This is a genomic window from Mesorhizobium sp. AR02, assembly GCF_024746835.1.
Classification (GTDB): Bacteria; Pseudomonadota; Alphaproteobacteria; order Rhizobiales; family Rhizobiaceae; genus Mesorhizobium.
Map to the genome: position 1 here is coordinate 104,557 of NZ_CP080533.1, position 21,270 is coordinate 125,826.

Below are 21,270 nucleotides of genomic sequence, written 5' to 3' on the forward strand. Positions count from 1 at the left end.
GCGCCAGAACGGACGCAGCAACAGCGAGTGAAAACATAGGGGCAAACTGAAATCGCATCGCAAACTCTCCCTTTCGAGCAAGCGGCTGCCGCTCAAGTGACGTTGTAGGCGCGTGCACTGGGTCCAGCGACTTACGGATTCGTAAATTACGAAAAACGACGGCGTCGGGCTCCATCTGAGTTAATTTCGGCACGTGGGGCAAACCGGAAGGCCGCGCCGGCATGAGTGATCCGCGATCTTCAAAAACGGCGACCCAGGCTCGGAAAAAAATGCTCTATCTGCCGGAGATGCGCTCGGCCTGGAATGGCAGAAGCAGAACCCTGTCCTGACTTGCCTTGGCTAACGCGGCCCCGTCGCCTTCTTCGCGGCAGCGTTGGCCTTCGCCGCCGCACGGCCCTTCGGCTGATGCGTGTGGGTCATGACCGTCTTAAGTTGGGCCTTGATCTTGGCGTGCAATTTGGCCTTGTCGACGCCTGCGGGGTAAATGCCCTTCTCGATACTGGTGGCCATGCGCTCCAGCAGATCGGTATCATGTTCGTCGCGGTAGGGTTTTAGGTCGAGGTCTGCCGGCACTTTGGTAAGCCGTTCATCGTCCATCGTCTTCACGTACTTCTGCATGAAGCGGTCATAGTCACGCCAGGAGATGCCGGCCGCTCGCACGGCGGCTTCTTCCGCCCGAGTGGCGATTTGGTGGGCGTGCAGATAGTGCAGGTCCAATTGGTCGATCAAAGACTTCTCCACCTCCTCGTGCAACAATAGGAAACGGTCGGTGTTGATCTTGCGGCCCTTATATTCCCATTCGCTGGGCATATGCCGGTCGATATAGATCGTCTTCCCATCCTTCGAATAGCCGGCGAGATAGGGGATGTCGTGCTTGCGGTCGAGTGTCTTGACCTTGCGCGCCACAGCATCGAGCGCCCTATCCATCATAAGGCTGGAAACATACCAGTTGGGCAAGCGCAGCTTTTTGTGCGGCGCGGTCGGATGGCAATAGTCGAACGCCATTGGTATTCCCCCCTGCAAAGCGTTCGAATGATAATTGCACGTCATTCCATGTCGGGCAATTCGCATGCGTTGGATAGGCAGCCGGAAAGCGACATCGCAGTTATTCGGCTGATCCATTGTCAGTGAACGGCGTCGCGCTGGGGACGCATTGCAACGACCAACCAGTCGGCGCCGGCTGCTTCTGATATTCGGCGATGGCGGCGGTGCACTGTTCGCGCTTGTCGAAGGTGCTGGGCAGCACCACCATGCCGCCCTGCGGGCCGGCGATTACCAGATACCAGACCAAAACTGCGGTAGCAGCCATGTGAACTCCTTTAGTGCCACTCGGACGAATATGCGAAGGCTATGAACGCGCTTTGGGTGGCGGAAGAAAGGCTACGCCGACAATGTCTTATCAGTTTGAAATTCGGGAGGGCGCAGCCAGGCAAAGTGGGGACCGAAATGGGGATAGCCGGATCGTTCCAGAAAATGCGCTATCTTATCAGATAGTTATGGGAACCCGATGGTGGAGCTGAGGAGCAGCAACACGGTCTTCTCGGTGGCACCGGCGGGGCCTGCGGTGTCGATCACGTCGCCTGTGGGGTCCTTGCCCGCCTGGCCCCAGACGTAGGCGCCCGAAGATGCGATCACAAAAAGCGACAGGGCAATCCGTTTCATGGGGCTGCGTTCCAAACTGGATCCTTCGCCGGCGAATCGGCTTTGAGGCTTTTTGCAAACAATGTCTCACGACACAGCTGACAACCGGCTGTCAGTGAGACCAGATATGCGCGGCATTCTCCCGGCGGGTTGTAACAGACGCAGATCGTGTTCCATCGGCGATCTGGGCGCACTCAACCCGGGCATCGGAACTGAGGATAGGCGCGAGAAGCGGGCCGACGACGCTCTTGTGCAGTGCCTCGGCCGCCACCATGAAGCGCTCAATTTCAGCCTTAGAAGCTCATTTTGGAAAGTTTCGTCCTAGCCATCGCGACACCTTTTCAGAGTTAGCCCCACGCACGGGAACAGAAGATGAACAAACTGCTTGATCGTCAAGCGGTTTGCGGATCTTTCTGATATGAGCGACGAACCAACACGCTTGGAGAAGCGGCCCAAGCGCGTGAACGCAGCGTAGCCCTAGGCCACGCCTGCGAGCACCAAGGCTGCGTTAAAGCAGCAGGATTTGGCTTTGCACGACACCGCCAGCACTCGCATTGGTTCTGCTTCGAGCATCGTATTGAGGGCGAACACATCTGTGATTGGAGTAACCGATGAGCCACGTGACCGAAGAAGAACAGGCCTATGTGAACGCGATTATCGCCAAGGAAATGCCTGAGATCGAACGTGTTTCGCGGAAGATAGCCAGGCTGCTTAATACGCTCTCGCCGCAGGCGGCTGTGTATGCCCATACGCTGCTTAGCGCCGAACTGATTGCCAGCGTGATGGACGATGGCGATATGGCCGTTGGATTGTCGAAGCATCTGCAGGGAGAGATCGCAAAAGCGCTACGCGCGAACCCGAAATATACTACGCAACGGCGCGTGAATTAGAAGCTGCCGGGCTTCACAGATCCAACAGGTCTGACGACCCGCGGCCGATCTCATCGATCATATCGGGTATGTTTCGCGTCCCGACATATGCGATCGGCATATCTTCATCAGGTCGGACGGATAGGGCTTCATCAGATTTCGAGGATCGAGCTCCGGACCGAGCCAGCGCATGCAGTGTTCCGGCGCTAGGATCACGAGTATCCGGTCGTGGACGGTCGCCATCAGGTCATTCGGCTCGCAGGTGACAGGCAAAGGTGCGAATTAGTTCGCCGGTCACTTTGTCCACGTGCGACTCGTCCGGCTTGGCCCTGGGGTAATTGCCAACGAAGCGCCGGCGAATGGACAGTCGCTCAGGTCACTGATCCGGAAAGCGGGCCGATCAATGATGTTTGAAAGTCGAAGGTCCATCGGTGACTTCAAATGATTTAAGCGGCGACGTCGAGCGCGAAATGTCGACCAAACTCTTCGGACGCGCGACGCGACGCGATTCAGCCAACGGGCGGCCGTACTATGAGGCTGTGCGGCTCAAACGAAACGGGCCCGGCCTTATGTCGAAGTCACGCCGAATACATTTCTCAGCGGCGCGGCGGCAACGCGGATTGGATTTACGCTTTTACCCTTTTACTCGTTTCGGAACTCGGCCGACATAAGGTCGGCAGTTTGAGCAATATCGAAATCGCGAAGGAAGAGATTTCTCGATACGCGCGGAGAGTTTGGAGATCGTCTGAATCGGCGCATTGCCACCAAATGAAAAACGCGCCCAATAGGATCGGTTCGGACCCTTGCCTCAGCGGTGGTCCGCAACGTATGGCTTTCGCGCCGCCTGGATGAGTGATTCCCGTTCTCTGCATCTCCCGCGAGGCTGGCGCCCTTCTACATCTCGTTTTTTTCGATGGTTCCAGCCTCGCCATTCAGGAACGGGATGGCGGATGCATGAGATTTCTTCAACCGCACGCCAGGCCCGCCGCACGCCGTTTCGCCGTCTGCCAAGAAGACCACACCCGCCATCTCCAGCGCTACACGAAGGGCGACAAGCTTGGCTATGGGAGGGATTCGCCTTCCTTTTTCGAAATCCCGAATGGTGCCCTCGCTCAGGTGTGATCTGCCCCCAAGCCTTGCTTGCGGCCAGTCTAACAGGGCTCTTGCCGCGCGTGATTGCTCAGGGGTCAGGACAGGCACACTCTTCTCCGTGGCATCGACGTTGCGAAAAGGGCGCTGCCGGGTAGCAGCGCCCTTACTTTAAAACTGCCCCACAGCGATCCTACCACTTCTGCCGGGCATACCAGTCGTCTATATCCCGGCGTGCGCAGTCTTTCTCGATCCCGTAGCGCTCTTGAATCTTGCCTTCGAGTTGCTCCCGCTTGCCAGCGATACGGTCAAGGTCGTCATCAGTAAGTTTGCCCCACTGCTCCTTCACCTTGCCTTTGACCTGCTTCCAATTTCCTTCGACGCGGTTCCAATCCATGATCCGTACTCCCTTTGTTTCGTATGAAAGAAAAACGGTCGTCCAGCCAGTAGGTTCCGCTTCAAGGGTCTTAAAGGCACTTGCGTGGTGAGGAGATCCGGCACGCCTCGCTGCAAGATTCCGACAGGTCGGATAACTCACAAGGTGTTCGCAGGCGTGTTGCAGGAGCCGTGAGGTTCGTCGTCCAGGTGCGCCGACCTAAGCCGCCTCACTGAAATTGAGAGCGGTAAGGAACTTGATGCCGGTCAGAGGCTTATGATGGAACAAGGATTTGCGCTATGGCAGAGGATACGAGACGACCTGAGCTAACGCCTGAAAGCGTGCGCGCGCTCGCCCGCGAGTGCGGAGTGACCGAGGAGCAAATCCGCCACATTGTTTCGGTGGTCGGCACGGATCGCTCGTCGATCCTTCGGGAAGCGCGGGTGCTAAAAAACAGCAGATAGCGGTAGCATGAGGATACGTGACACCAACTTCTTGCATCAATGGCTTTCCAACAGTGTGCGCGACACCGTCGGGGCGGACATCGAACTGACGCAGAAGCTATTTGCCGATGCGAGGCAGTCAACATAAGCAGCCATGAGATCGAGGAAGATACGGGGAGTGTTTACCAGGCGATCCCTTGCCGCGATCGTGCATCACGACGCTGGAATATTGTTGGTTTCGCGATTCCCATGGAACCCGCTTAAACTGATTTTCGTTGCAGTAATCTATCTGTTAAAAGGGAGACACCGTTCATGAAATTATTACGCGTTGTGCCGATCATCGTTCTTGCTTGCGCTCTGGCTCTTTCGGCTTGCGCCAATACGGTCCGTGGGGTCGGCAAGGATGTCAAATCCACCGCCAAGGCTGTGGACGAGACCGTCGAGAAACCCTAATCCGAACGCTACTGTTCCAACCTCTGGGAAAAAGCCGCGCTGCAAGACGCGGTTTGTTTGCTGGCCAAGCGCCTTTTTTGTAACGGTGGCTCGCGCTTCTGCAGCCTTGCGACCGAGGCCGGAAGCCTTTTGCCAACGCCGACCGCCTTGCGGCATAGCTTGGCGCCCCGTCGAAACAGCCGCAACCTCTCCGGGGACCGCAGCATGGTGCTGTGGATGATGGCTGAACCGCTTGCCAGGCGTCGGAAAGCCCGAAGGCCGCGGCGCTAGCCGCCGCCTGAGGCAAACCGCTGTATCGCAGCGAGCCCCTGGCAAAATCACGGCGTCGTTGAGCTCGATCGGATCCGGCATCTACACCGGGGATGCAGAACATCAGATGCCTGAAGGCTTCCGGTCGCTCAGACTTCCGGCTGGTTACGCCACGCCGCATGACGTTCATGCTCCCTTCGACCTAGCGTGTCGCTGGGAACAGTTCTTGTTCCGACCCGCGATATCGAAATCAATCTGACGGTCCGGCCCGGTCGTGACCTCCAGCCGCTGCACGACGTCGGGATAGAGCTGCTTGCGTGCCGGCCAGGTTTCTGGGATCGCCTCACCCTGCAATCTGGTCCGGGGAACGTTGATCAGTTCCAGGATCTGATGGCGCGGAACTCTTTCCTCCGGCCATCCAGCACAACAAGCCTTCGTCGCGGCCTCGTCCGCCTCAAGCCAGATCGTCGCGGCTTGATCCTCGTCTTCGGTTGGCCTGTCGTCTTCCGGAAATCCCTTGATATCCCAGCCTTCCAAAGCGAAAAGGCCTTAAGCGCCTTGCAAAGCCGTGACGCCGGCATGAGCGAAGACATCTTCAGCTGCGGCGACACCGCGTGTCTTCGGGCGTGGCGCCCTCTATGTTCAAGCGAAGTTCCATGGCTCGCCTCCTGTAGCCAACAACGCCGACAGTGAACAAAATAAGAACATTGGAGTCAATAGGCTCCTGCTCGAGGCCCTTTCGCGAGGCTCGCCAGCCTTTGGATTAAGGTTTCCTCGGCCGCTAATGACGCAGGCGGCGCCTTAGGCGATAGAACATCGGCGAGCTTTGGAGATCTCGCGCGGCGTGCGTGATAAGCAGGACGACGAACAAAATCAGCAAAGCGAAGGCAATACCCGTGACAATGGGCATAGAACACTCGTTGGAAAATCGATCTTCAGTTCGAACGTGACCTGAGTAGCGATAGGGCGTCGAACGGCTATTAGCCCGAGCGGAGGACGCCTGGTTCTTCGGTTGGCAGGCTGCCTACCGGCCGGTTTTCCGTTTTTTCGCGAACGACGTCGGAAAAGTTGACAGTCGCGACCAGATAGCCGGCCTCGTCGTAGACCCTTATCACCGATCCGGATTGATCGAGACCAGTGAGGGCGCCGGCGACGAGTGCCGCGTGAGCCTTTTCGATTGCTCGCGGGCTTGCGAGCTCCGGGCCCGCCAACTCTTCCTCCGATATAGTGGTCTGGTCAAATTCGGCGGTCTCAAATCTGAACTTCGGCATGGACACCTCCTGTCACCAAGCAATGTCCGGGACCGGGCTGTGTTCCAAGGTTCGGCAGGCTCAGGTGAGGACACATCAAATTGTTGGAACATTTTCAAATGACGCCTAGGCGGGTTGGAGGCATGCTGCGCCGTCCGATCAAACCCATCTTCCTTGGAGGCGCTCGATGCTTGACCGACCTGTCCATGCCTACGACCAGGCGATCTATCCGTCGGATCTGAGTATCCTCAAAAGGGTATTCGACGTCCTTTGCTGCGAGGGCGGCCACGCTCCCGGGTCCGAGAACGCTCGCGCCATAGCCCATGAGTTGGTAAGGCATTTCCAGGCGGGAATGACAGATGAGACCGTCTTGAAGGTCGCCGTACGGACCAAGCGACAGGCTCTGGCTCGCAGGGCAGGTTAGCGCCCGCTTGATGCTGGAAGTGGCCTTCGCAGGAGGCTTTGCGGCCAGCGCGGTTGCCGGTGAAGACAATCGCCTGAAAGCCCGCGCTGGCTTTGGAGGGACAAGGGTCGCGGCCACACGACAATTTAGACAAGCTAAAGTGGACGAAATGGTGCGATCGCGGAACTAGGGGTCACTCTGTGCGACCTGGAATCCCGGCCACGACATGTGGACCACCGCGGACGGGGACAGTCGGTCCCGCGTCCGAGCGCCGGAAAAACCCGGCAAGGAATAGAATGGTGAAAGTCCATTTCAATGAAGGAGTAGCAATCCGCATTGGCTCCGAGCCGTGCGCCGACGCCCGCGAGGTCGTTGGTGAAGCGTCGCTAGGAGCAAGCACAGGCCAGCCATTGAGCCGCGTAAGGGACCTAATCTCGAGTGCCGACGGCGTGGATGCTCCGGAAGGCAACATGGTAGGGCGCGCTATTGCGAGTGCCCGACCAACTCGGCGTGGTCGCAGAACCTGGCATGTGTGGAAATTCCTTGTTCGGGAACCGGGAGATCTCACGATTGACCAAGGCGGTATCACCTTCCTTGGTCCGTATCGGGAAAGCGAAAGCATGAGCCGATGATGAACGATCGTGAGAAGTCAGACGTTGCCATAGTAGCTATGAAGCTGACGAACAAGGCCGGGGAACCGGCTGCGGAGTCGGGGGAGCCAAGGGCAGCGACCAAGGGAAATGCGGATCAGCAAACCACGCGCCGGGCACAGGACCGGGAAAGCGTGTCACATGCGCTGGAACGCATACGGCAAGTGGCAAGACTTAGGAAGCAGGAGAGGTTCACCAGCCTCTTTCACCATCTCAATCTCGAAACGTTGAGGACGGCATTCTACGCTCTACGGCGTGATGCAGCCCCCGGCGTTGACGGGCTGACATGGCGAGCCTACGAAGCGGACCTTGATCACCTGATCGATAATCTGCGCGATAGGCTTCACAGAGGTGCATACCGGGCAAGCCCCGCACGGCGGCAGTACATACCAAAGCCGGACGGACGCCAACGCCCGCTCGCCATCGCCGCCCTTGAGGATAAAATAGTCCAAAGAGCGACGGTCGCGGTGCTGAACGCGATCTACGAGAAAGACTTCCTCGGGTTCTCGTATGGTTTCGGCCCGGACGCGGCCAGCACGAGGCGCTGGACGCACTCGCGGTCAGGATCGAAAAGCGAAAGGTGAACTTCATACTGCTCCTACGGCTATCCCGGTCACCGCCCGCGGCGGGGGCGAATTTCCTTCGTCCTGCGCGCGACAATCGTCCGCTGTTGCGGACGCGCGCAGGACTGCGGTTTATACGCCGTTTTCCCTTGATGCGCCGACCGAAGTCGCCGATTTGCGTACGCTGGCAGCCTCCTGTGTGCTTCATGCCGGCGTGGGCTGTGACCCGCGTAAACGCCTGGCGCGCTTTTTCGTTGTGGGTCGGGAACATTGCGCCGGTGGAGAAGTTCTCAAAGGCCTGTGTCCCTCGCAGGCACCGAACGCTGCAAGCAGCATTCAAGGCTCCGCGGACCCCCAGTCGGCGGAGTTTTGCGTGTATGCTTGCCGAGCTTGGTCGAAGGCCATGCGAGGGAGGCCGAGTGGTGTGAGCCGGCGACCCATAGCCTTGCCAGGCGCCGCACGCCGTCGAGATCACGATCGAGGCGCGCACACAACGTCCAGCAGGATGGGCACATGGCGGTGCGCAACCCGGTCGGACGCGCCAACTACCAGTCCAATTTTTGGAACGAAGGCCCACGCGACGCGACGTCCAAGGGGTTCCGCTCCTTTGCCGAAGTCGAGGGCGGACCGAAGACGCGGTTGCGGTCGAAAATCCTTGCCGACCATTACAGCCTCGCTTCCCTCCGGGTGCAGCCGGGCAGGAGGCATATTAGCTCTCACTACACGATGGCGCGCTGCACTAAAATCGGGCAGAGATGCCGGTATGGTAGTTTCCAGCCGCAGCCTTGTTCGGTTCACATCCGCGTCCCTGCTGATTGGGTTTGCGGCGCTTATGGCTATCGTCGCCACCAACTTTTGGCTGGGTCAGAGGGCGCAGTTCTACTTCGACGATGCGAATGAGGCGCGCGACACGCGGGTCGCGGCCGTCGAGTTGAGAAATGCAATGCAGACGGCCGAGGCGAGTGAGCGCGGCTTCGTCATCACCGGGAACGAGATTTACCTGGGTCCCTACCAAACCGCCAAGGCTCAGGCGCAGCGTCATCTGCAGGCTTTGCAAACCTTGCTGACATCCTATCCCAATTCAGAATCCACGCTGCAACGGCTGTCCGCGATCATAACCACCAAGTTTGACGAGCTGGATCAGACGATAGCTCTCAAGCGAGATCAGCGCGACGCCGAGATACTGGCGATATTCCGCACCAACAGAGGCAAGGCTCTGACCGACGAAGCCAATGTATACTTTTCGGGGATTATTGGACGAGCGGATGACCGGCTGACGTCAGGGGTTGCCGAACAACGTGCCAATAGCGGATGGCTCAGGCTCGTGTCGGCGATCGGCGGATTTGTTATAGTCGCCGTGGTTGCCGGAGCAGCCTATGGTGCCGCTCGCTACACAAGAGAACTTCGCGATACCCGCGACGAGGTCAACGCGCTCAACAGCGAGCTGGAGCAACGGGTCGCCACTCGCACCGAGGACCTGGCAAAGGCGCGCGATCGGGCCGAAGTGCTTTTGTCCGAGGTCAATCACAGGGTTGCCAACAGCTTGGCGCTTGTTTCGTCATTAGTGAACTTGCAGTCAAAGGCCGTCGGAGATCACGCCGCAAAAGATGCGCTCGCCGAAACGCAGGATCGCATATTTGCGATTTCGCTCGTGCACAGGCGGCTCTACGGCTCGTCCGACGTTCGCTCGGTTGACTTGGACGAATATCTGACTGGCCTGCTCGATCACCTGCGTACGTCAATGCGCAGCCAGGTTCACGGTGTCAGCCTGTCTTACCACATCGAGCCGATCGAGCTTGAAACGGATACCAGCATCAATCTCGGCGTGGTGCTCACCGAACTGGTCACCAATGCCTTCAAATACGCCTATCCGGATGGCGTAGGAGAAATTCGCGTCCGGCTCAGCAAGCTTACAGGCGAGCAAGCGGAACTGGTGGTTGAAGACGATGGGATTGGAAAGGCTGAAGGCACTCCCGCCAAAGGAACCGGCGTTGGCAGCAGGATCATCCATGCCATGTGCATCAGCCTGGGCGCCCAGATCGAGTATCAAACGCTTCAGCCGGGAACCGCCGCTCATTTGGTGTTTTCGACGAAACCACGGCGCTCTACCGCCGCATAGTAGACCGCGCCGTTACAAGATGAAAAACTGACTGCGGCGAACCGAGAGCGTTTTAGGCGACGACTGCGGAGGGCAGCACTGGGGAGGAATTACGATGCCGTTCGGTCGCACCATGACCGCCTTCCGATGGCCGGTCGGGCTGTCGGTAGCCCTGCTTTTGATCCCGATGCTAGACGCAGTCACTGCTGTGGGCGCCCAGGCCGGCGCTCCTGGCATTACGCAGCGGACAGTATTCCCCGCCTTCGATCCACATGCGCCCTCATGCAACGCCCCGGCTGGTCTCACCAAAGTGCTGGCCTATGTGCAGGAGAACGACCGTGACTTCTTGCAAGGGGTCGACCATGGCCTGACCATGGCCGCAAAAAATCGGGGCTTGGAATATCGAAGAGTTCTGGTGGAAAATGATGTGGGAAAGGCGATAACCCAGGTTCAGTCGTTGGTGGCGGCAAAGGTTGGCGCCATGGTTGCCACATCTCCGGATCCGGCGGCTTTTAATCCTGCCCTTCAGCAGGCAATCTGGTCGGGTGCGTTTGTCGGCACCATCGTGCCTCCGCCGGCAACATTGCTGCTCAATGCCCCGCAATATCGAACTGGCAAGGTGCTGACCGACGCGGCGATCGATCACATCAAAACCAAGCTCGGAGGGGAGGCCAAGGTCGTTCTGCTGACCCAGGATACGATGGAGTTTCTGGCGCCTCGGTTCGAGGCAATGCGCACCGGCCTGAATGCGATGCCCGGCGTGACGATCGTGGCAGATATCGCGCCGAAGCCGGTTAGCAAGGCAGGTGGGTTCGCCACCATGCAAACCATCCTTCTAGCCAATCCGGATATCGATGTGGTGCTCGGCGGGGACGCGGTCGTCCTGGGTGCGCTGGAAGCGTTGCGCGCGGCGGGGAAAGATCGGCCCGACCAATTCCTCGGCGGAATTGACGGCGAGGCGGAAGCCGTCGCTGAAATCAGGAAAGGAAACAGCCCTTATAAGGCGAGTATCTCTTTATCCTCGCCCGTTTTCGGGTATGCCATGGGAGAGTTTGCAGCCGACTGGCTCGAAGGCAAAAGCATCCCGCAGGCGATGGACATCCTTCCCATAGCGCTGACCAGCGCCAATCTTGCGCAGTATGAGGCCGACCTGGTTGACCCGGCATCGGTATACATGCGGCCTGCTCGCCGGGATGCCTACCTGAAGATGTACGGGAACATCTGCTATGACAGTCGCGACCATTATGTAAATTTCCCTTGGTCATCGGAGCAGAAGTAACCATAGCGCCAAACCGAAATGGAAACCAGCGGGCGCCATGCTGGTCGGATCCGGCGCCACCTTCCCCCTAGCATCATCACAAACCAACAAAGTAACGGTAAGATTCCAAGCGACAATCACTATCCTAGCACTGGCGGCGACCTTGGGCGTCGAGCTTTGCTGACTGCGCGTCAGCCGGGCCCTAAAGCGTTCGATACTACCAGAGGCGAGCGCTTGCTCGACTTTTCTACGAAGCGTCTGAGCGCTTGAGGTGCCCATCATTTTGCTGTGTCAGCAACTCTGGCCTGGCGGGGCGATACGTGTCGTCATTTATCGCAGTTTGACGGTGGAGGGTCGCGATCATAATGTGGCTGCAAAGCCCATATTGATGCCGTCACCGCAGTCTTCATCCATCGATGTCTTTGGCCCGCAGGTCGCAAAGCTGGCGTCCTTTTCCGGCTCCCCGTTCGAGCCTGGGGAGCCGGATACATTGGGATGCTAGGTCAGTAGCCGCCGTTTTCGATGACGACCTGGTGATGGCGATGATGGCGGTGCGATACGGAAGTTGTCACCACAACGTTCTCATCCCGATGGTGCCGGCGACCGTGATCGTAGAATGCGATCTGACCATGGCGGCGGTGATGCAGACGGTGGCCGTCCTCATTGATGACCACGTTATCGTTGTTCCAATGATGACGGTGATGTCGATGGCTGGTGATGACGACCGCCTCATCAGCCGAAGCCACCGTAGGCACCGCCAAACACAGCGCCAGCGCGCCCAAGATCATGACTTTCATTTCGAATTCTCCAAAACTAAGATGCCCTTCGCCGGGTAAACATCGCCCTCATGCTTTTGTTCCAGTTCGGTGAAGAACTGTCGGTGAGCCGCTTCTCCCGCCAACAATGCCGTGCGGTCTGAACAAAGCGGCGAGACGCGAAGTGCAAATGCGCCTACACATGTTCCCGATCGGCTCGTCCTTCGTGGCGCAAAAGAAGCAGCGCGGTAACCGCGCCTGTAAGCCTACCTTGGATCAAAGCTCGTCGGAACATTAGAGACCTCTAAGGGTTTGTCCCATCGGTGGACGATGCTCCCTCGCATCGTCCACCGAAGATTTGGTCCAAAAAACCTAGATCGGCCCGCGCTTCCGCCAGGGGCGCGGGCTTTTACCGGAAGAGCGAGATGCCAGGGGCTAGTCGCATAAGTAATCTTCGATCGTGTGTGAAGCGCGGATCATGAACAAGGGTTGGAACTCATCGATGGGGTCGTGCAAGTCGCCACTATCGTACCGATCATTCCCGGCCAAGGATGCTGGCGGAACATTAGGGCGTCCTAAGTGTTCATTACAGCGCGAGGGGTCCCGAAATTTGTTCGACGCCAAATCCCTCGAGGCCAGTGGCCTGCAAATCATGAGGAGACGGACGCATGCACAGCATTATCTACATCGTCGGACTCGTCGTCGTTATCCTTGCTGTATTGAGCTTTTTTGGGCTCAGGCGATAGCAGACAGAGAGGGGCAAGCCTGCATCTTAGGTGAAGTCCACCAACGACAAAGTCTACGCATCGCCCGACCCCTGCGTGCCTGATCGCCGCCCAAAGTTCTGACTCGGACGTAGCGGACAAGTCCTTCGAGGTTCGCATTAGGTAACGGAACGACGCTTAGGGGGACCGATCCGCTTATGATCGTCCTTGGATCCCAGTTCGAGCAGCATTTGACGTCAATTTCAGCCTCTTTCGGGGCCAAATCGCAGCAGGGCGCCCCGGGTTATCGTTGAACCCTAAGCGGTCACAACGCGATCCCCAAGCCGTTCGATCGCCGCGGCGAAGCTTCCCCTGCACCGTGGCGAACAGATCATGCCCCTTGGACGAGGTGAAAGGTCGCGGTCGCCTTTGGAGCCGTCCCTCAACCCTGAACGGGCGCGGTGTCTGTCGCGGTAAAAAACCAGATCGGTCCCTTGCCTGCAGTCTGGAGCTGAGCCGCCATCGGGCGAAGAAAGACTTGGAACTCTCGAGGCCGATCATTCGTCTTCATATCCGACTTCAGAGAGGTCCAGAACTTGGTCTGGATTTCGTCCGGGGTGGGTATATGCGTTTCCTTTGAGTTGACCAAAAGGACCAAACGACCGTCGGGCATGTTGCAGCGGTCGGCACAATCGATGGAACATACGTGAACTTTGAAGGTCCCAGGCAGCGTGCAAGCAGCGAGGTTCCCGACGTGATTCCGCTGTCCGCTTCTCCGGGAGAAGGTGGCCACCGCTGGTCCGGAGCTTGTGGGCACTGGGGCTGCGTCGGCTGGCATTTGCCCGGGTTTGGCGCGCGCTCAGTCGGGTGTCGCAAAAGCTCACGGTCCAACTGCCGAGAATACCTTGCCGGGGCGCGAGCGCATTCCATTGCAATGCTGCGGTCATCTTCCTCAAGCCGGCCGGAACATCTGAAGATCCACTGCATTGAGAGTAGACGGTTTGCGACCCCTTCACGGATTCGAAGTGCGACCAACAATTAGAAACATATGGGAATTGGTACGACAGAGCGTGGTTGGCTTTGTCAACGACAATGCCCTTAGCCATGGCGCGGCAATGGCCTTTTATGCCGCTACGTCGCTCGCCCCGGTTCTGATAATCGTCGTCGCGATAGCAGGCATCGCATTTGGTCATGACGCAGCGCAGTTGGCTTTGTCTGCTCAGATATCAGGGCTGATGGGCTCAGAAAGTGCAGCGCTCCTTCAGACAGCGCTGGAAGGGGCATCTAGCAAATCGTCGGGGACCCTGGCGGCCATCGTTGGCGTGGCTACATTACTCGTGACCGCCTCTGCGGTCTTTGGCGAGATGCAGCAGGCCCTGAATGCAATATGGAAGGTTGAAGCGAAGGGAAGTTCGCTGTCGCGTCTCTTGCGCGCGCGTGCAGCAAGTCTCGGCTTGGTCGCCGCCCTCGGCTTTATGTTGCTGGTATCGCTGGTGGCGAGCGCGGCGATCTCGGCGCTGGACAACGTGATCAGCGCTCAATTGCCGTTCGGCGCACTTGTTCTGAGCGTGATCAACACCTTCATTTCCTTTTCCCTGATTTCCGTGATGTTTGCGGCTATCTATAAAGTCTTGCCGGATCGTGCCCTGGAATGGCGGGATGTCGGGATCGGTGCTGTCGTGACCGCCGCATTGTTCACGATAGGGAAGTCCCTTATCGGCTGGTATATCGGCACAAGTGCTATCGCATCGTCATATGGTGTGGCCGGGGGGCTGCTCGTCATACTGCTCTGGGTCTACTATTCATCAGAAATCTTTCTGCTCGGTGCAGAGTTGACCCGCGCCTATTCCGTTCGACATGGCAGTAGGTCCGACTTGAGCGGGCTGGTTCAAAATGCTTCCGCTTCGGAAAACGCTGTTTCAATTCGGGTGAGCCAAAAGGCCAGATCTTCGGGCGTCCTTGCGTTGTTGGCGGTGGGGTGCGTGAGTGCAACGATGACAGCCTTTCTGCTGGGCCCTCGTCGCCCGTAGAGTCAAGAGGACAGACCCTGCGTGTGATGGTGCTCGTTAAGGCGACTGAGGACAGCGAAAAAGGTACTCTTCCCCCTGCCGAAACGTTTGAGCCGCTGGGTCAATACCATGACCTACTGAGTAATGCCGGCATTTTGGCCGCCGCCGCCGGTCTCTCGACGCGCGGGCTCCAATATATACCACCTGCTGGATGGCCGAAAACCTCTCCGCTGCGCAAGCCGCTACCTTCACCGGGCGGCGCGCCCTTTCGTTGAACGACGTCCGTCGATTCAGCGGGGGGCGGGCGAAAGTTCAGATGCCAAACGCGCTCTTGCGCTTGAGAAAACGACGAACGCAAATATCAACACGGCTGCAGCCACGATTAGCGAACCGACAGCGACGATCGGCTCAAGGGCTGTATTGCCTTGCAGCATCAAATAGAGCGCCGGCAGCATCACGACCAACCCGAGATTATAGAGGCCGTAGTGGATCATCGCGATTTTCCGCGCTGCCTTCGCCGGATTAAGGGCGTAGTAGCCGCCGAAGATTGCGCTTGTGACCCAGCCTAGAAGATTTATGTGGGCATGCGCCGGAAAGGCACCGTGGTCGCCCGAGATCGCCATTTGGAGGCCGGCGCCGATCCCCAAAATGAGCCACACAATAGCCGTCTTAAAGAAGAGATCCGAAACCTTAGGCATGACACTTCCTCCCCAAAATGCCGATTTCCAACTGCCCATCTTGATATTATTCCAGGACTTTTGCCAAGGGCGGCGTGCAGTTCCTCGGCCACTATTGCCATCTGGAAATTGTCATCAAACCAAGATCGACTTGCCCGCAATCTGGTTGACCGGTGCCGGCCGAAGGCGCTGGCGAGGCTCCAGGCCGAACTCTGGCCCGCCTTCCAATTTAGCAGAACTATTGCCCGAAGACCGGCATTAAGTTGGCGACGGGCGCTGCCCCCCGTTTCGCCTGCCGCAGATCCGGCAAAAAATGCTAGATCGACCCCGCCGCTGCCGTGGCGGTTTTCTGGGATTTTCTTCACCAGGCCCCGAAGGCATATCTACGGAGGCGGTCCGGTACCCCCTTGTCCCTTCTAAAAGACGCAGCCGGGCCGTGCGGGCATTCTGTCACTGCTGGTCATGACAGTGTCGCACCTCGACATCTGGCGGACATGGAACGCGAACTTCACTTGCAAGGACTAACGAAACGCAGGATGAGGAAAAGGAGATGACAAGAGCGAGTTAGATTCTGTCGACGTTGGCTTCGCAGAAGAGGTCGCTGGCATATCCCTGTCACCGACGCAGGCAAGCTTGACCCACTCCCCGCGGTCGCGGGCGACGCTGAGTCATGAGGCGACGCATTGGACCGCCTCGCCGCATCGCGTGAACCGTGACCTCAGCCGCTACGCCAAAGATCGCACCGAGCGGGCACGCGAGGAACTTATCGCCGAGCTCGGTAGCTGTTTCCTCTGCGCCGATCTTGGCATTGCACCGGAACTTGAGCCCCGGCCCGATCACGCAAGCTACCTCGGCTCCTGGCTGAAAGTCCTCGGCGACGACAAGCGGGCGATCTTCGCCGCTGCAGCACATGCCCAGCGTGCCGTGGGATTTCTACATGGTCTCCAGCCGACGGCCTTGGAAGTGAGCGAGGCCGCCTGATGACGGCGCATGGCGAAATCGGCCTTATTCCCGATTGCGCCATTCTTACCGACGCTGCGGGCCTCCAGCCGCGGCCACCTCAATCACCGGGTGGCGTTCGTCGGAAAGTCAGAAGTCCGCGTCCTTCACCGCGATGTTGTTGCGTCAGATCTTGCCGGTGCTGCAGATCAGGTGCGAGCACTGTTGGCTGTTCCCGATGTGGCCGCTCGTGTGCCCCCTGGAGGCTGATTCCAACTGCAATGGCCTCTGCGGTCGCTTGATTGGGGGTCACGAGTTCGGGTCAGCACTGCCATGGATGTCGAAGGCCTGCCGGAAGGCCAATGCCTGTTTCTTCCACACTTGCGACAGGCTAACCCATCGGCGGCTCGATGAGGCATGTCTGACCGGAAACCGGCTACCCCTCGATCGTTCTCCCGCAACGGCCGTCCGCGGCTTTCTTCCCCTGCCGGCTGCGCCGTCATTCCTCGCGCTAGCCAAGAAAGCCGCTCCCGGCCGCCCTCCATGCAGTTTCGGCCCCTTTGGGGTGCGGTCCGATCGTCTCCGGTCTGTCGACTGCCATCGAGGCCGCGAAGGGCGCGACCCGAAACAAGGAAAGGAATATCCCCATGGCCACCATCGGCACCTTCACCACCACCGCCAACGGCTTTGCCGGCACGATCAAGACCCTCAACCTCAACGTCAAGGCGCGCATCGAGCGGGTCGACAATCCCTCCGACAAGGGCCCGCACTTCCGCCTCTACTCGGGCGCGGTTGAACTGGGCGCCGCCTGGCAGAAGACCGCCAAGGAAACCGAGCGCGACTACCTCTCGGTCAAGCTGGACGATCCGAGCTTCCCAGCGCCGATCTACGCGACGCTGATCGAGGTGGACGGCCAGGAAGGTCTCCAGCTCATCTGGTCCCGGCCCGCCCGCGACTGAGCGGCACCGCAGCGGCCCCGTCAACCAAGCGGGGCCGCTCTGCATGTCGCGCTTCAGGCCAGGGACGATAGCCGCGCGTCCTCTTGGCTCTCGGAAGATCAAGAAACAGCTCGACAGCTTCACGCTCGTCATCGAAGGAATGCTGGACAATGCGGCCGCGCGTACCGATCCTACCCCAACGCCGGACAAGGCAAATCTGCCCGAATAACGTCTCTTCGATCGACAGAGCATAGAAACGGGCCATGTTATGGCCCGCGTCCTTGCGTTCAATATAGAGGCGATAGTTCTGCGCGATCATGCCGACAGAATCGCGCAGCCGGAGTCAGGCGTCCAATGATAGGTTTGAATCCTCCGACCCCAATCGATTCATTCCGGTGATGGATGGGACAGATACCTAAATATATTCAGGTAGTTACGAGGTGGTGTGTGCAAAAATCGCACACGAAAGTTCTCCTTCTCTTCCATTTTCGTTCCTGCGATTGGGTGGCCGACGGGTCTCTTGGGACACCTTCTTCCGATGACGTCCGCCAGTCCGACGACGATCTTCGCCGTCGTATCCATGACTAGCCGTCGGTGGCTGCCACTGCCAATGTGTGAGCGTTGGCGATCATCAAGATGGATCGCGATCGTGCCCGTCGTTGAACGATCGAGGCTTCCGCCGCCGAGGCTCGAATCACCGACGGTGCATCGGTAGGCAGGAACCATCTACTCTGGGACGCGTGGCGGAAGAGCGCCACCGCCATTCCTCATGCTCATTGGCCAGCCAATTCAATCTTCGTTGCCGCGGTTGAGCAGTGGGCAATCTGCGGCATAGAAAGCTCGAGCGTTCGGCGCTAAGGCTCTGCAAATAAATCCGCCGAGCTTCCGGGCTGGTCGAGTTTCCAGACACGGGCTATGCAGCGGCGCATCTCGTCGGCGGTGGCGCCGCCTTGAAATTCGGCGAGACGAATGGCCTTGGCTTCCAATTCTTGTCTCGCAAGCGTGTTGCCGGGATCGCCCTTGGGTTCGTCGATGCGGGCATGGAGTTCGCGGCCGTCAGCGGTGGTGACGCTGATCTTCCCGACCCATTGCCTGGGATAAAGTCTGTCGACCTCGGCGTCGAATTCCATGCGCACCTTCGAGCGGAAATGCCCGACACGCGCATCGGCGAGTGCGTGGCGCTCGAACGCGTCGAGGTCGGCGACACCATGGACGGCGATCAGCCCCAACACCGTGCCCATGGAGAACTTCGCTTGGTGGATGGTTTGCGGAACGACCACCGCGCCCAGGACATCAATGGCTCCCTGATGGACATGGGTCACCACATCAGCGATGTCGTCCGGACCGAGCCCTTCGCGGCGCATGAGAGACTGCAGCGCGTCGGCGGCCGGATGCGTGTGCCGGCAGGCGGCGTGCCATTTGAAGGACGTCTCCTCGGTTGCCCAACGGCTGCCGAGCCCGTCCGTCAGGCGGGCCGGATCGGCGTCGCTGGACATGCCGGCCGCCATGCCTTTTTTCCCTTCGAGGATCTGCGCGGCCCCCTTGAAGCCATTGCGTGACAAATAGGCAGAAAACAGGCCGTTGGCGGCCGCTCGCGCCGTATGAAGCTGCTTGGAATCGGCGGCATCACGCAGGAATTCCCAGAGCCCTGCCGCTTGGGTGCCGGCGGAGCCAAGAGCATGGTTGAGGCCGGCTTCGTCCAGTCCGATCAACTTGCCGACCGCCGCCGCCGCGGCGACAGCGCCAGCGGTGCCGGTGGTGTGGAATATCTCGTAGTGCGAGCGCCCGAGGAATTCTCCGACGCGGATGCCCACTTCGTAACCGGCTATGCAGGCAGTCAGGATATCGCGGCCGGACTTGTTCTCCGCCTCGGCAACCGCCAGGACGGCCGGAAATATCACCGCAGCTGGGTGAAAGACCGAACCGTTGTGCACGTCGTCCTGTTCCACGACATGGGAGGAAGCGGCATTGACCATCGCCGCGAAGTAGGGGCTGGTGCGCCGCCGCGTCGGGATGATGGTGCTTGGACCGTCCGCCGGTCCCATCGCGCGCGCAAAACCCTCGATCATCTCGACCTGGTGCGCGCCCTTGCCGGCCAGCGCCGAACCGAGCCAGTCGATCATCAATCCCTGTGCGAAATGAACGATGCGCGGCGGGATCTGTTCGAAGTCGAGTTCGGCAACGAAGGCGCAAAGTCTGGCAGTCGGCCAATCGGCGGTGTCGGGGCTCATCTGCTGTTCCTCCTCTGCAAGCCTTCTAGGCCAAGGCGGCCCGGCGCAGGATCCGCCTTGCGCGCTCGATGACCGGCCGATCCACCATTTCGCCGTTCACCTGGACAGCTTCACCCGACGAAGCTGCGCCGACGATGTCGCGTGCCCAAATGATTTCATTATCGCTCGGGCGAAAAGCAACGCGAATCGGCTCGATCTGCCTCGGGTGGATGGCCATCTTGCCGCCGAAGCCCATCTTCATGGCGTGGCGGGCGTCATCTTCGACGATTTCAGGATTGCTCAGGTCGGTCGTCACGCCGTCGATCGGCGCGGCCCGGCCAGCCGCGCGCGAACGCCAGACGATTTCGTTGCGGGCCGCAAGCAGGGTCAACCGGTCGTGCGCGCAACCGAGATCGAGCGAGAAGTCGACCGAGCCGAAAGCGACGGCAACGACGCCAGAGGTGGCCAATATATCCGGCAGGTTGGCAAGGCCGACAGCACTCTCGACCAGCGCGATGACGGAAACGCTGCGTGCCATGTGCCTGGTCATATCAGTAATGTCTTCCGGACGTTCGGCCTTGGGCAGCATGACGGAGACGCCGTCGAGGCGCCGCACGGCATCGATGTCCGCCTGGTGCCAAAATGTGCCGGCGGCATTGATGCGGACCACGACCGCGGATTTCAGCGCGGCTGCATGAGCAACGACCGCTTCCCGAGCGCGGTCCTTGTCGCCAGGGGCGACGGCATCCTCGAGGTCGAGAATGACCGCGTCCGCGCCGCTGCTGTCGGCCTTGGCAAACCGCTCCCGCTGCGAGCCTGGTACGAAAAGCGGCACGACAGGCGTGACGAAGCTCACCATTGCGCCGTGGCCTTCACTGTCACATGGCCGTCGGCCGACCGTACCTCGAGAGCCATGCCGTCTTGGCCTGGGGATGTTGCGCTCAGAAGCAGGCGCTGTGGGCCGCTCGCCGGATGCACGCCGCGGAACGAGAAACGGCGCGGCGACGTGCCGGCAATGGCGGTGGCGAAGTTCATGAGCAGCGTGGCCTGCAGCGGCCCATGGATGACGAGCCCGGGATAGTGCTCGACCGTCGTGGCATAGGGCGCGTCATAGTGGATACGATGCCCATTGAAGGTCAGCGCCGAATACCGGAAAAGCAGCACCGGATCGACGTCGACTCTGCGCTCGTGCGATGCGGCCAGAGGCGAACTTGCTCGCAGCGCAAGGGTCGCCGCAGCAGCTTCGGTTGGGCGATAGACAAGGGTCTGGTCCTCCTCGATCACCGGACCAGCGTCGTTGGCAATGTCGTGCCGGACCGTGACGAAGGTCAGCGGCCCGGTGCGGCCCTGCTTCTCCTCGATGGCGGTCAATGTCGAGCGGCGGCGGATGCGGTCGCTAGAGCGGATCGGAGCCATGAGACGCACATCGCTGGCGGCCCACATGCGGCGCGGAAGCGGCACCGGTGGCAGGAGGCTGCCTTTGGCCGGGTGCCCGTCAGGTCCGAGTTCGCGCCTATCGGCAATATCGGGCGTCAGGCACCAGTGCAGTCCGGGCGCGGCCGCGCCCTCTGCAGTTTGCGCTGCGTAGTCCCCAAGCGTGGCGCCAAAGCTGGCCAGCAGGCGCGGGGTCACAACGTCCTCGACCTCGTGTGTGCGTCCAACCCATCCCTGCAGCGTGCTCGTGTCCGGGCTCATG

Annotated in this window: 20 protein-coding genes and 2 pseudogenes; 8 read left to right on the top strand and 14 right to left on the bottom strand. The window is 59.5% G+C overall.

Annotation, left to right across the window (positions count from 1 at the left end; all coding sequences use genetic code 11):
• Nucleotides 1–339: 339 nt before the first annotated feature.
• The 3 genes from DBIPINDM_RS41905 to DBIPINDM_RS41915 form a co-directional block, all read right to left on the bottom strand.
• Complete coding sequence (locus DBIPINDM_RS41905) at nucleotides 340–1,005, bottom strand: hypothetical protein (protein WP_258589811.1); 666 nt, start codon at nucleotides 1,003–1,005, stop codon at nucleotides 340–342.
• 100 nt (nucleotides 1,006–1,105) lie between these two features.
• Nucleotides 1,106–1,309: a hypothetical protein gene (locus tag DBIPINDM_RS41910; RefSeq protein ID WP_258589812.1), complete on the bottom strand. Its 204-nt coding sequence runs from the start codon at nucleotides 1,307–1,309 to the stop codon at nucleotides 1,106–1,108.
• Nucleotides 1,310–1,494: 185 nt separating this feature from the next.
• Complete coding sequence (locus DBIPINDM_RS41915; RefSeq protein WP_258589813.1) at nucleotides 1,495–1,662, bottom strand: hypothetical protein; 168 nt, start codon at nucleotides 1,660–1,662, stop codon at nucleotides 1,495–1,497.
• A gap of 590 nt (nucleotides 1,663–2,252) precedes the next feature.
• On the opposite strand from DBIPINDM_RS41915, the gene DBIPINDM_RS41920 reads away from it, so the two are divergent.
• Entirely contained in the window at nucleotides 2,253–2,531 is a 279-nt protein-coding gene (locus DBIPINDM_RS41920) for a hypothetical protein (protein ID WP_258589814.1), read from the top strand.
• 57 nt (nucleotides 2,532–2,588) lie between these two features.
• On the opposite strand, the gene DBIPINDM_RS43480 is transcribed toward DBIPINDM_RS41920, so the two are convergent.
• The 3 genes from DBIPINDM_RS43480 to DBIPINDM_RS41930 form a co-directional block, all read right to left on the bottom strand.
• On the bottom strand, nucleotides 2,589–2,753 hold the full coding sequence (locus DBIPINDM_RS43480; protein WP_323806069.1) for a hypothetical protein: 165 nt from the start codon (nucleotides 2,751–2,753) through the stop codon (nucleotides 2,589–2,591).
• Between the two features lie 651 nt (nucleotides 2,754–3,404).
• A complete protein-coding gene (locus tag DBIPINDM_RS41925; RefSeq protein WP_318036970.1) occupies nucleotides 3,405–3,710 on the bottom strand; it encodes a helix-turn-helix transcriptional regulator in 306 nt (101 codons plus the stop codon).
• A gap of 82 nt (nucleotides 3,711–3,792) precedes the next feature.
• A complete protein-coding gene (locus DBIPINDM_RS41930; protein WP_258589815.1) occupies nucleotides 3,793–3,996 on the bottom strand; it encodes a CsbD family protein in 204 nt (67 codons plus the stop codon).
• 734 nt (nucleotides 3,997–4,730) lie between these two features.
• Here DBIPINDM_RS41930 and DBIPINDM_RS41940 point away from each other — a divergent pair.
• A complete protein-coding gene (locus tag DBIPINDM_RS41940) occupies nucleotides 4,731–4,871 on the top strand; it encodes an EncA/B family entericidin (protein ID WP_258589816.1) in 141 nt (46 codons plus the stop codon).
• A gap of 435 nt (nucleotides 4,872–5,306) precedes the next feature.
• On the opposite strand, the gene DBIPINDM_RS41945 is transcribed toward DBIPINDM_RS41940, so the two are convergent.
• Nucleotides 5,307–5,657 carry a hypothetical protein gene (locus DBIPINDM_RS41945; RefSeq protein ID WP_258589817.1) on the bottom strand — a complete coding sequence of 117 codons (351 nt, stop codon included), beginning with the start codon at nucleotides 5,655–5,657 and terminating at the stop codon, nucleotides 5,307–5,309.
• Nucleotides 5,658–6,100: 443 nt separating this feature from the next.
• Nucleotides 6,101–6,391: a hypothetical protein gene (locus tag DBIPINDM_RS41950; protein WP_258589818.1), complete on the bottom strand. Its 291-nt coding sequence runs from the start codon at nucleotides 6,389–6,391 to the stop codon at nucleotides 6,101–6,103.
• A gap of 1,010 nt (nucleotides 6,392–7,401) precedes the next feature.
• Between DBIPINDM_RS41950 and DBIPINDM_RS41955 the strand changes: the two are divergent.
• From DBIPINDM_RS41955 to DBIPINDM_RS41970, 3 genes and pseudogenes are all read left to right on the top strand, one after another.
• Nucleotides 7,402–8,018 (top strand): annotated as a pseudogene (locus DBIPINDM_RS41955) (group II intron reverse transcriptase/maturase); the annotation flags it as partial.
• 800 nt (nucleotides 8,019–8,818) lie between these two features.
• On the top strand, nucleotides 8,819–10,105 hold the full coding sequence (locus tag DBIPINDM_RS41965) for a sensor histidine kinase (protein ID WP_258589819.1): 1,287 nt from the start codon (nucleotides 8,819–8,821) through the stop codon (nucleotides 10,103–10,105).
• A 166-nt stretch (nucleotides 10,106–10,271) separates the two neighbouring features.
• Entirely contained in the window at nucleotides 10,272–11,363 is a 1,092-nt protein-coding gene (locus DBIPINDM_RS41970) for a sugar ABC transporter substrate-binding protein (RefSeq protein WP_416361831.1), read from the top strand.
• Between the two features lie 482 nt (nucleotides 11,364–11,845).
• Here DBIPINDM_RS41970 and DBIPINDM_RS41975 read toward each other — a convergent pair whose 3' ends face one another.
• The gene (locus DBIPINDM_RS41975; RefSeq protein WP_258589821.1) at nucleotides 11,846–12,139 is read right to left on the bottom strand and encodes a hypothetical protein; all 294 of its coding nucleotides are present in this window, start codon (nucleotides 12,137–12,139) and stop codon (nucleotides 11,846–11,848) included.
• A 1,732-nt stretch (nucleotides 12,140–13,871) separates the two neighbouring features.
• Between DBIPINDM_RS41975 and DBIPINDM_RS41980 the strand changes: the two genes are divergently transcribed.
• Nucleotides 13,872–14,831, top strand: a complete 960-nt coding sequence (locus DBIPINDM_RS41980) for a YihY/virulence factor BrkB family protein (protein WP_258589822.1) — start codon at nucleotides 13,872–13,874, stop codon at nucleotides 14,829–14,831.
• Nucleotides 14,832–15,100: 269 nt separating this feature from the next.
• Here DBIPINDM_RS41980 and DBIPINDM_RS41985 read toward each other — a convergent pair whose 3' ends face one another.
• Entirely contained in the window at nucleotides 15,101–15,508 is a 408-nt protein-coding gene (locus tag DBIPINDM_RS41985) for a hypothetical protein (RefSeq protein ID WP_258589823.1), read from the bottom strand.
• 636 nt (nucleotides 15,509–16,144) lie between these two features.
• On the opposite strand from DBIPINDM_RS41985, the pseudogene DBIPINDM_RS41990 reads away from it, so the two are divergent.
• Nucleotides 16,145–16,468: pseudogene (locus tag DBIPINDM_RS41990) on the top strand (zincin-like metallopeptidase domain-containing protein); the annotation flags it as partial.
• A gap of 605 nt (nucleotides 16,469–17,073) precedes the next feature.
• Nucleotides 17,074–17,385 carry a DUF736 domain-containing protein gene (locus DBIPINDM_RS41995; RefSeq protein ID WP_258589824.1) on the top strand — a complete coding sequence of 104 codons (312 nt, stop codon included), beginning with the start codon at nucleotides 17,074–17,076 and terminating at the stop codon, nucleotides 17,383–17,385.
• Here DBIPINDM_RS41995 and DBIPINDM_RS42000 read toward each other — a convergent pair.
• The 4 genes from DBIPINDM_RS42000 to DBIPINDM_RS42015 all read right to left on the bottom strand — a co-directional run bounded on the left by DBIPINDM_RS42000 (nucleotide 17,357) and on the right by DBIPINDM_RS42015 (nucleotide 21,269).
• The gene (locus DBIPINDM_RS42000) at nucleotides 17,357–17,683 is read right to left on the bottom strand and encodes a WGR domain-containing protein (RefSeq protein ID WP_318036971.1); all 327 of its coding nucleotides are present in this window, start codon (nucleotides 17,681–17,683) and stop codon (nucleotides 17,357–17,359) included. The two genes, DBIPINDM_RS41995 and DBIPINDM_RS42000, sit on opposite strands and share 29 nt — an antisense overlap.
• Before the next feature lie 535 nt (nucleotides 17,684–18,218).
• Nucleotides 18,219–19,595 (bottom strand): MmgE/PrpD family protein, encoded by a 1,377-nt coding sequence (locus DBIPINDM_RS42005; RefSeq protein WP_258589825.1) that lies wholly within the window; start codon nucleotides 19,593–19,595, stop codon nucleotides 18,219–18,221.
• A gap of 25 nt (nucleotides 19,596–19,620) precedes the next feature.
• Nucleotides 19,621–20,433 carry an HpcH/HpaI aldolase/citrate lyase family protein gene (locus DBIPINDM_RS42010; RefSeq protein WP_258589826.1) on the bottom strand — a complete coding sequence of 271 codons (813 nt, stop codon included), beginning with the start codon at nucleotides 20,431–20,433 and terminating at the stop codon, nucleotides 19,621–19,623.
• Complete coding sequence (locus DBIPINDM_RS42015; RefSeq protein WP_258589827.1) at nucleotides 20,427–21,269, bottom strand: FAS1-like dehydratase domain-containing protein; 843 nt, start codon at nucleotides 21,267–21,269, stop codon at nucleotides 20,427–20,429. The genes DBIPINDM_RS42010 and DBIPINDM_RS42015 overlap by 7 nt, the downstream gene beginning before the upstream one ends.
• Nucleotide 21,270 lies beyond the last annotated feature (1 nt).

Excerpts from the sequence above, each read along its gene's own strand:
- DBIPINDM_RS41905 (WP_258589811.1), bottom strand. The coding sequence starts at position 1,005 with ATGGCGTTCGACTATTGCCATCCGACCGCGCCGCACAAAAAGCTGCGC.
- DBIPINDM_RS41910 (WP_258589812.1), bottom strand. The coding sequence starts at position 1,309 with ATGGCTGCTACCGCAGTTTTGGTCTGGTATCTGGTAATCGCCGGCCCG.
- DBIPINDM_RS41915 (WP_258589813.1), bottom strand. The coding sequence starts at position 1,662 with ATGAAACGGATTGCCCTGTCGCTTTTTGTGATCGCATCTTCGGGCGCC.
- DBIPINDM_RS41920 (WP_258589814.1), top strand. The coding sequence starts at position 2,253 with ATGAGCCACGTGACCGAAGAAGAACAGGCCTATGTGAACGCGATTATC.
- DBIPINDM_RS43480 (WP_323806069.1), bottom strand. The coding sequence starts at position 2,753 with ATGGCGACCGTCCACGACCGGATACTCGTGATCCTAGCGCCGGAACAC.
- DBIPINDM_RS41930 (WP_258589815.1), bottom strand. The coding sequence starts at position 3,996 with ATGGATTGGAACCGCGTCGAAGGAAATTGGAAGCAGGTCAAAGGCAAG.
- DBIPINDM_RS41940 (WP_258589816.1), top strand. The coding sequence starts at position 4,731 with ATGAAATTATTACGCGTTGTGCCGATCATCGTTCTTGCTTGCGCTCTG.
- DBIPINDM_RS41950 (WP_258589818.1), bottom strand. The coding sequence starts at position 6,391 with ATGCCGAAGTTCAGATTTGAGACCGCCGAATTTGACCAGACCACTATA.
- DBIPINDM_RS41965 (WP_258589819.1), top strand. The coding sequence starts at position 8,819 with ATGGCTATCGTCGCCACCAACTTTTGGCTGGGTCAGAGGGCGCAGTTC.
- DBIPINDM_RS41970 (WP_416361831.1), top strand. The coding sequence starts at position 10,272 with ATGCTAGACGCAGTCACTGCTGTGGGCGCCCAGGCCGGCGCTCCTGGC.
- DBIPINDM_RS41975 (WP_258589821.1), bottom strand. The coding sequence starts at position 12,139 with ATGAAAGTCATGATCTTGGGCGCGCTGGCGCTGTGTTTGGCGGTGCCT.
- DBIPINDM_RS41985 (WP_258589823.1), bottom strand. The coding sequence starts at position 15,508 with ATGCCTAAGGTTTCGGATCTCTTCTTTAAGACGGCTATTGTGTGGCTC.
- DBIPINDM_RS41995 (WP_258589824.1), top strand. The coding sequence starts at position 17,074 with ATGGCCACCATCGGCACCTTCACCACCACCGCCAACGGCTTTGCCGGC.
- DBIPINDM_RS42000 (WP_318036971.1), bottom strand. The coding sequence starts at position 17,683 with ATGATCGCGCAGAACTATCGCCTCTATATTGAACGCAAGGACGCGGGC.
- DBIPINDM_RS42005 (WP_258589825.1), bottom strand. The coding sequence starts at position 19,595 with ATGAGCCCCGACACCGCCGATTGGCCGACTGCCAGACTTTGCGCCTTC.
- DBIPINDM_RS42010 (WP_258589826.1), bottom strand. The coding sequence starts at position 20,433 with ATGGTGAGCTTCGTCACGCCTGTCGTGCCGCTTTTCGTACCAGGCTCG.
- DBIPINDM_RS42015 (WP_258589827.1), bottom strand. The coding sequence starts at position 21,269 with ATGAGCCCGGACACGAGCACGCTGCAGGGATGGGTTGGACGCACACAC.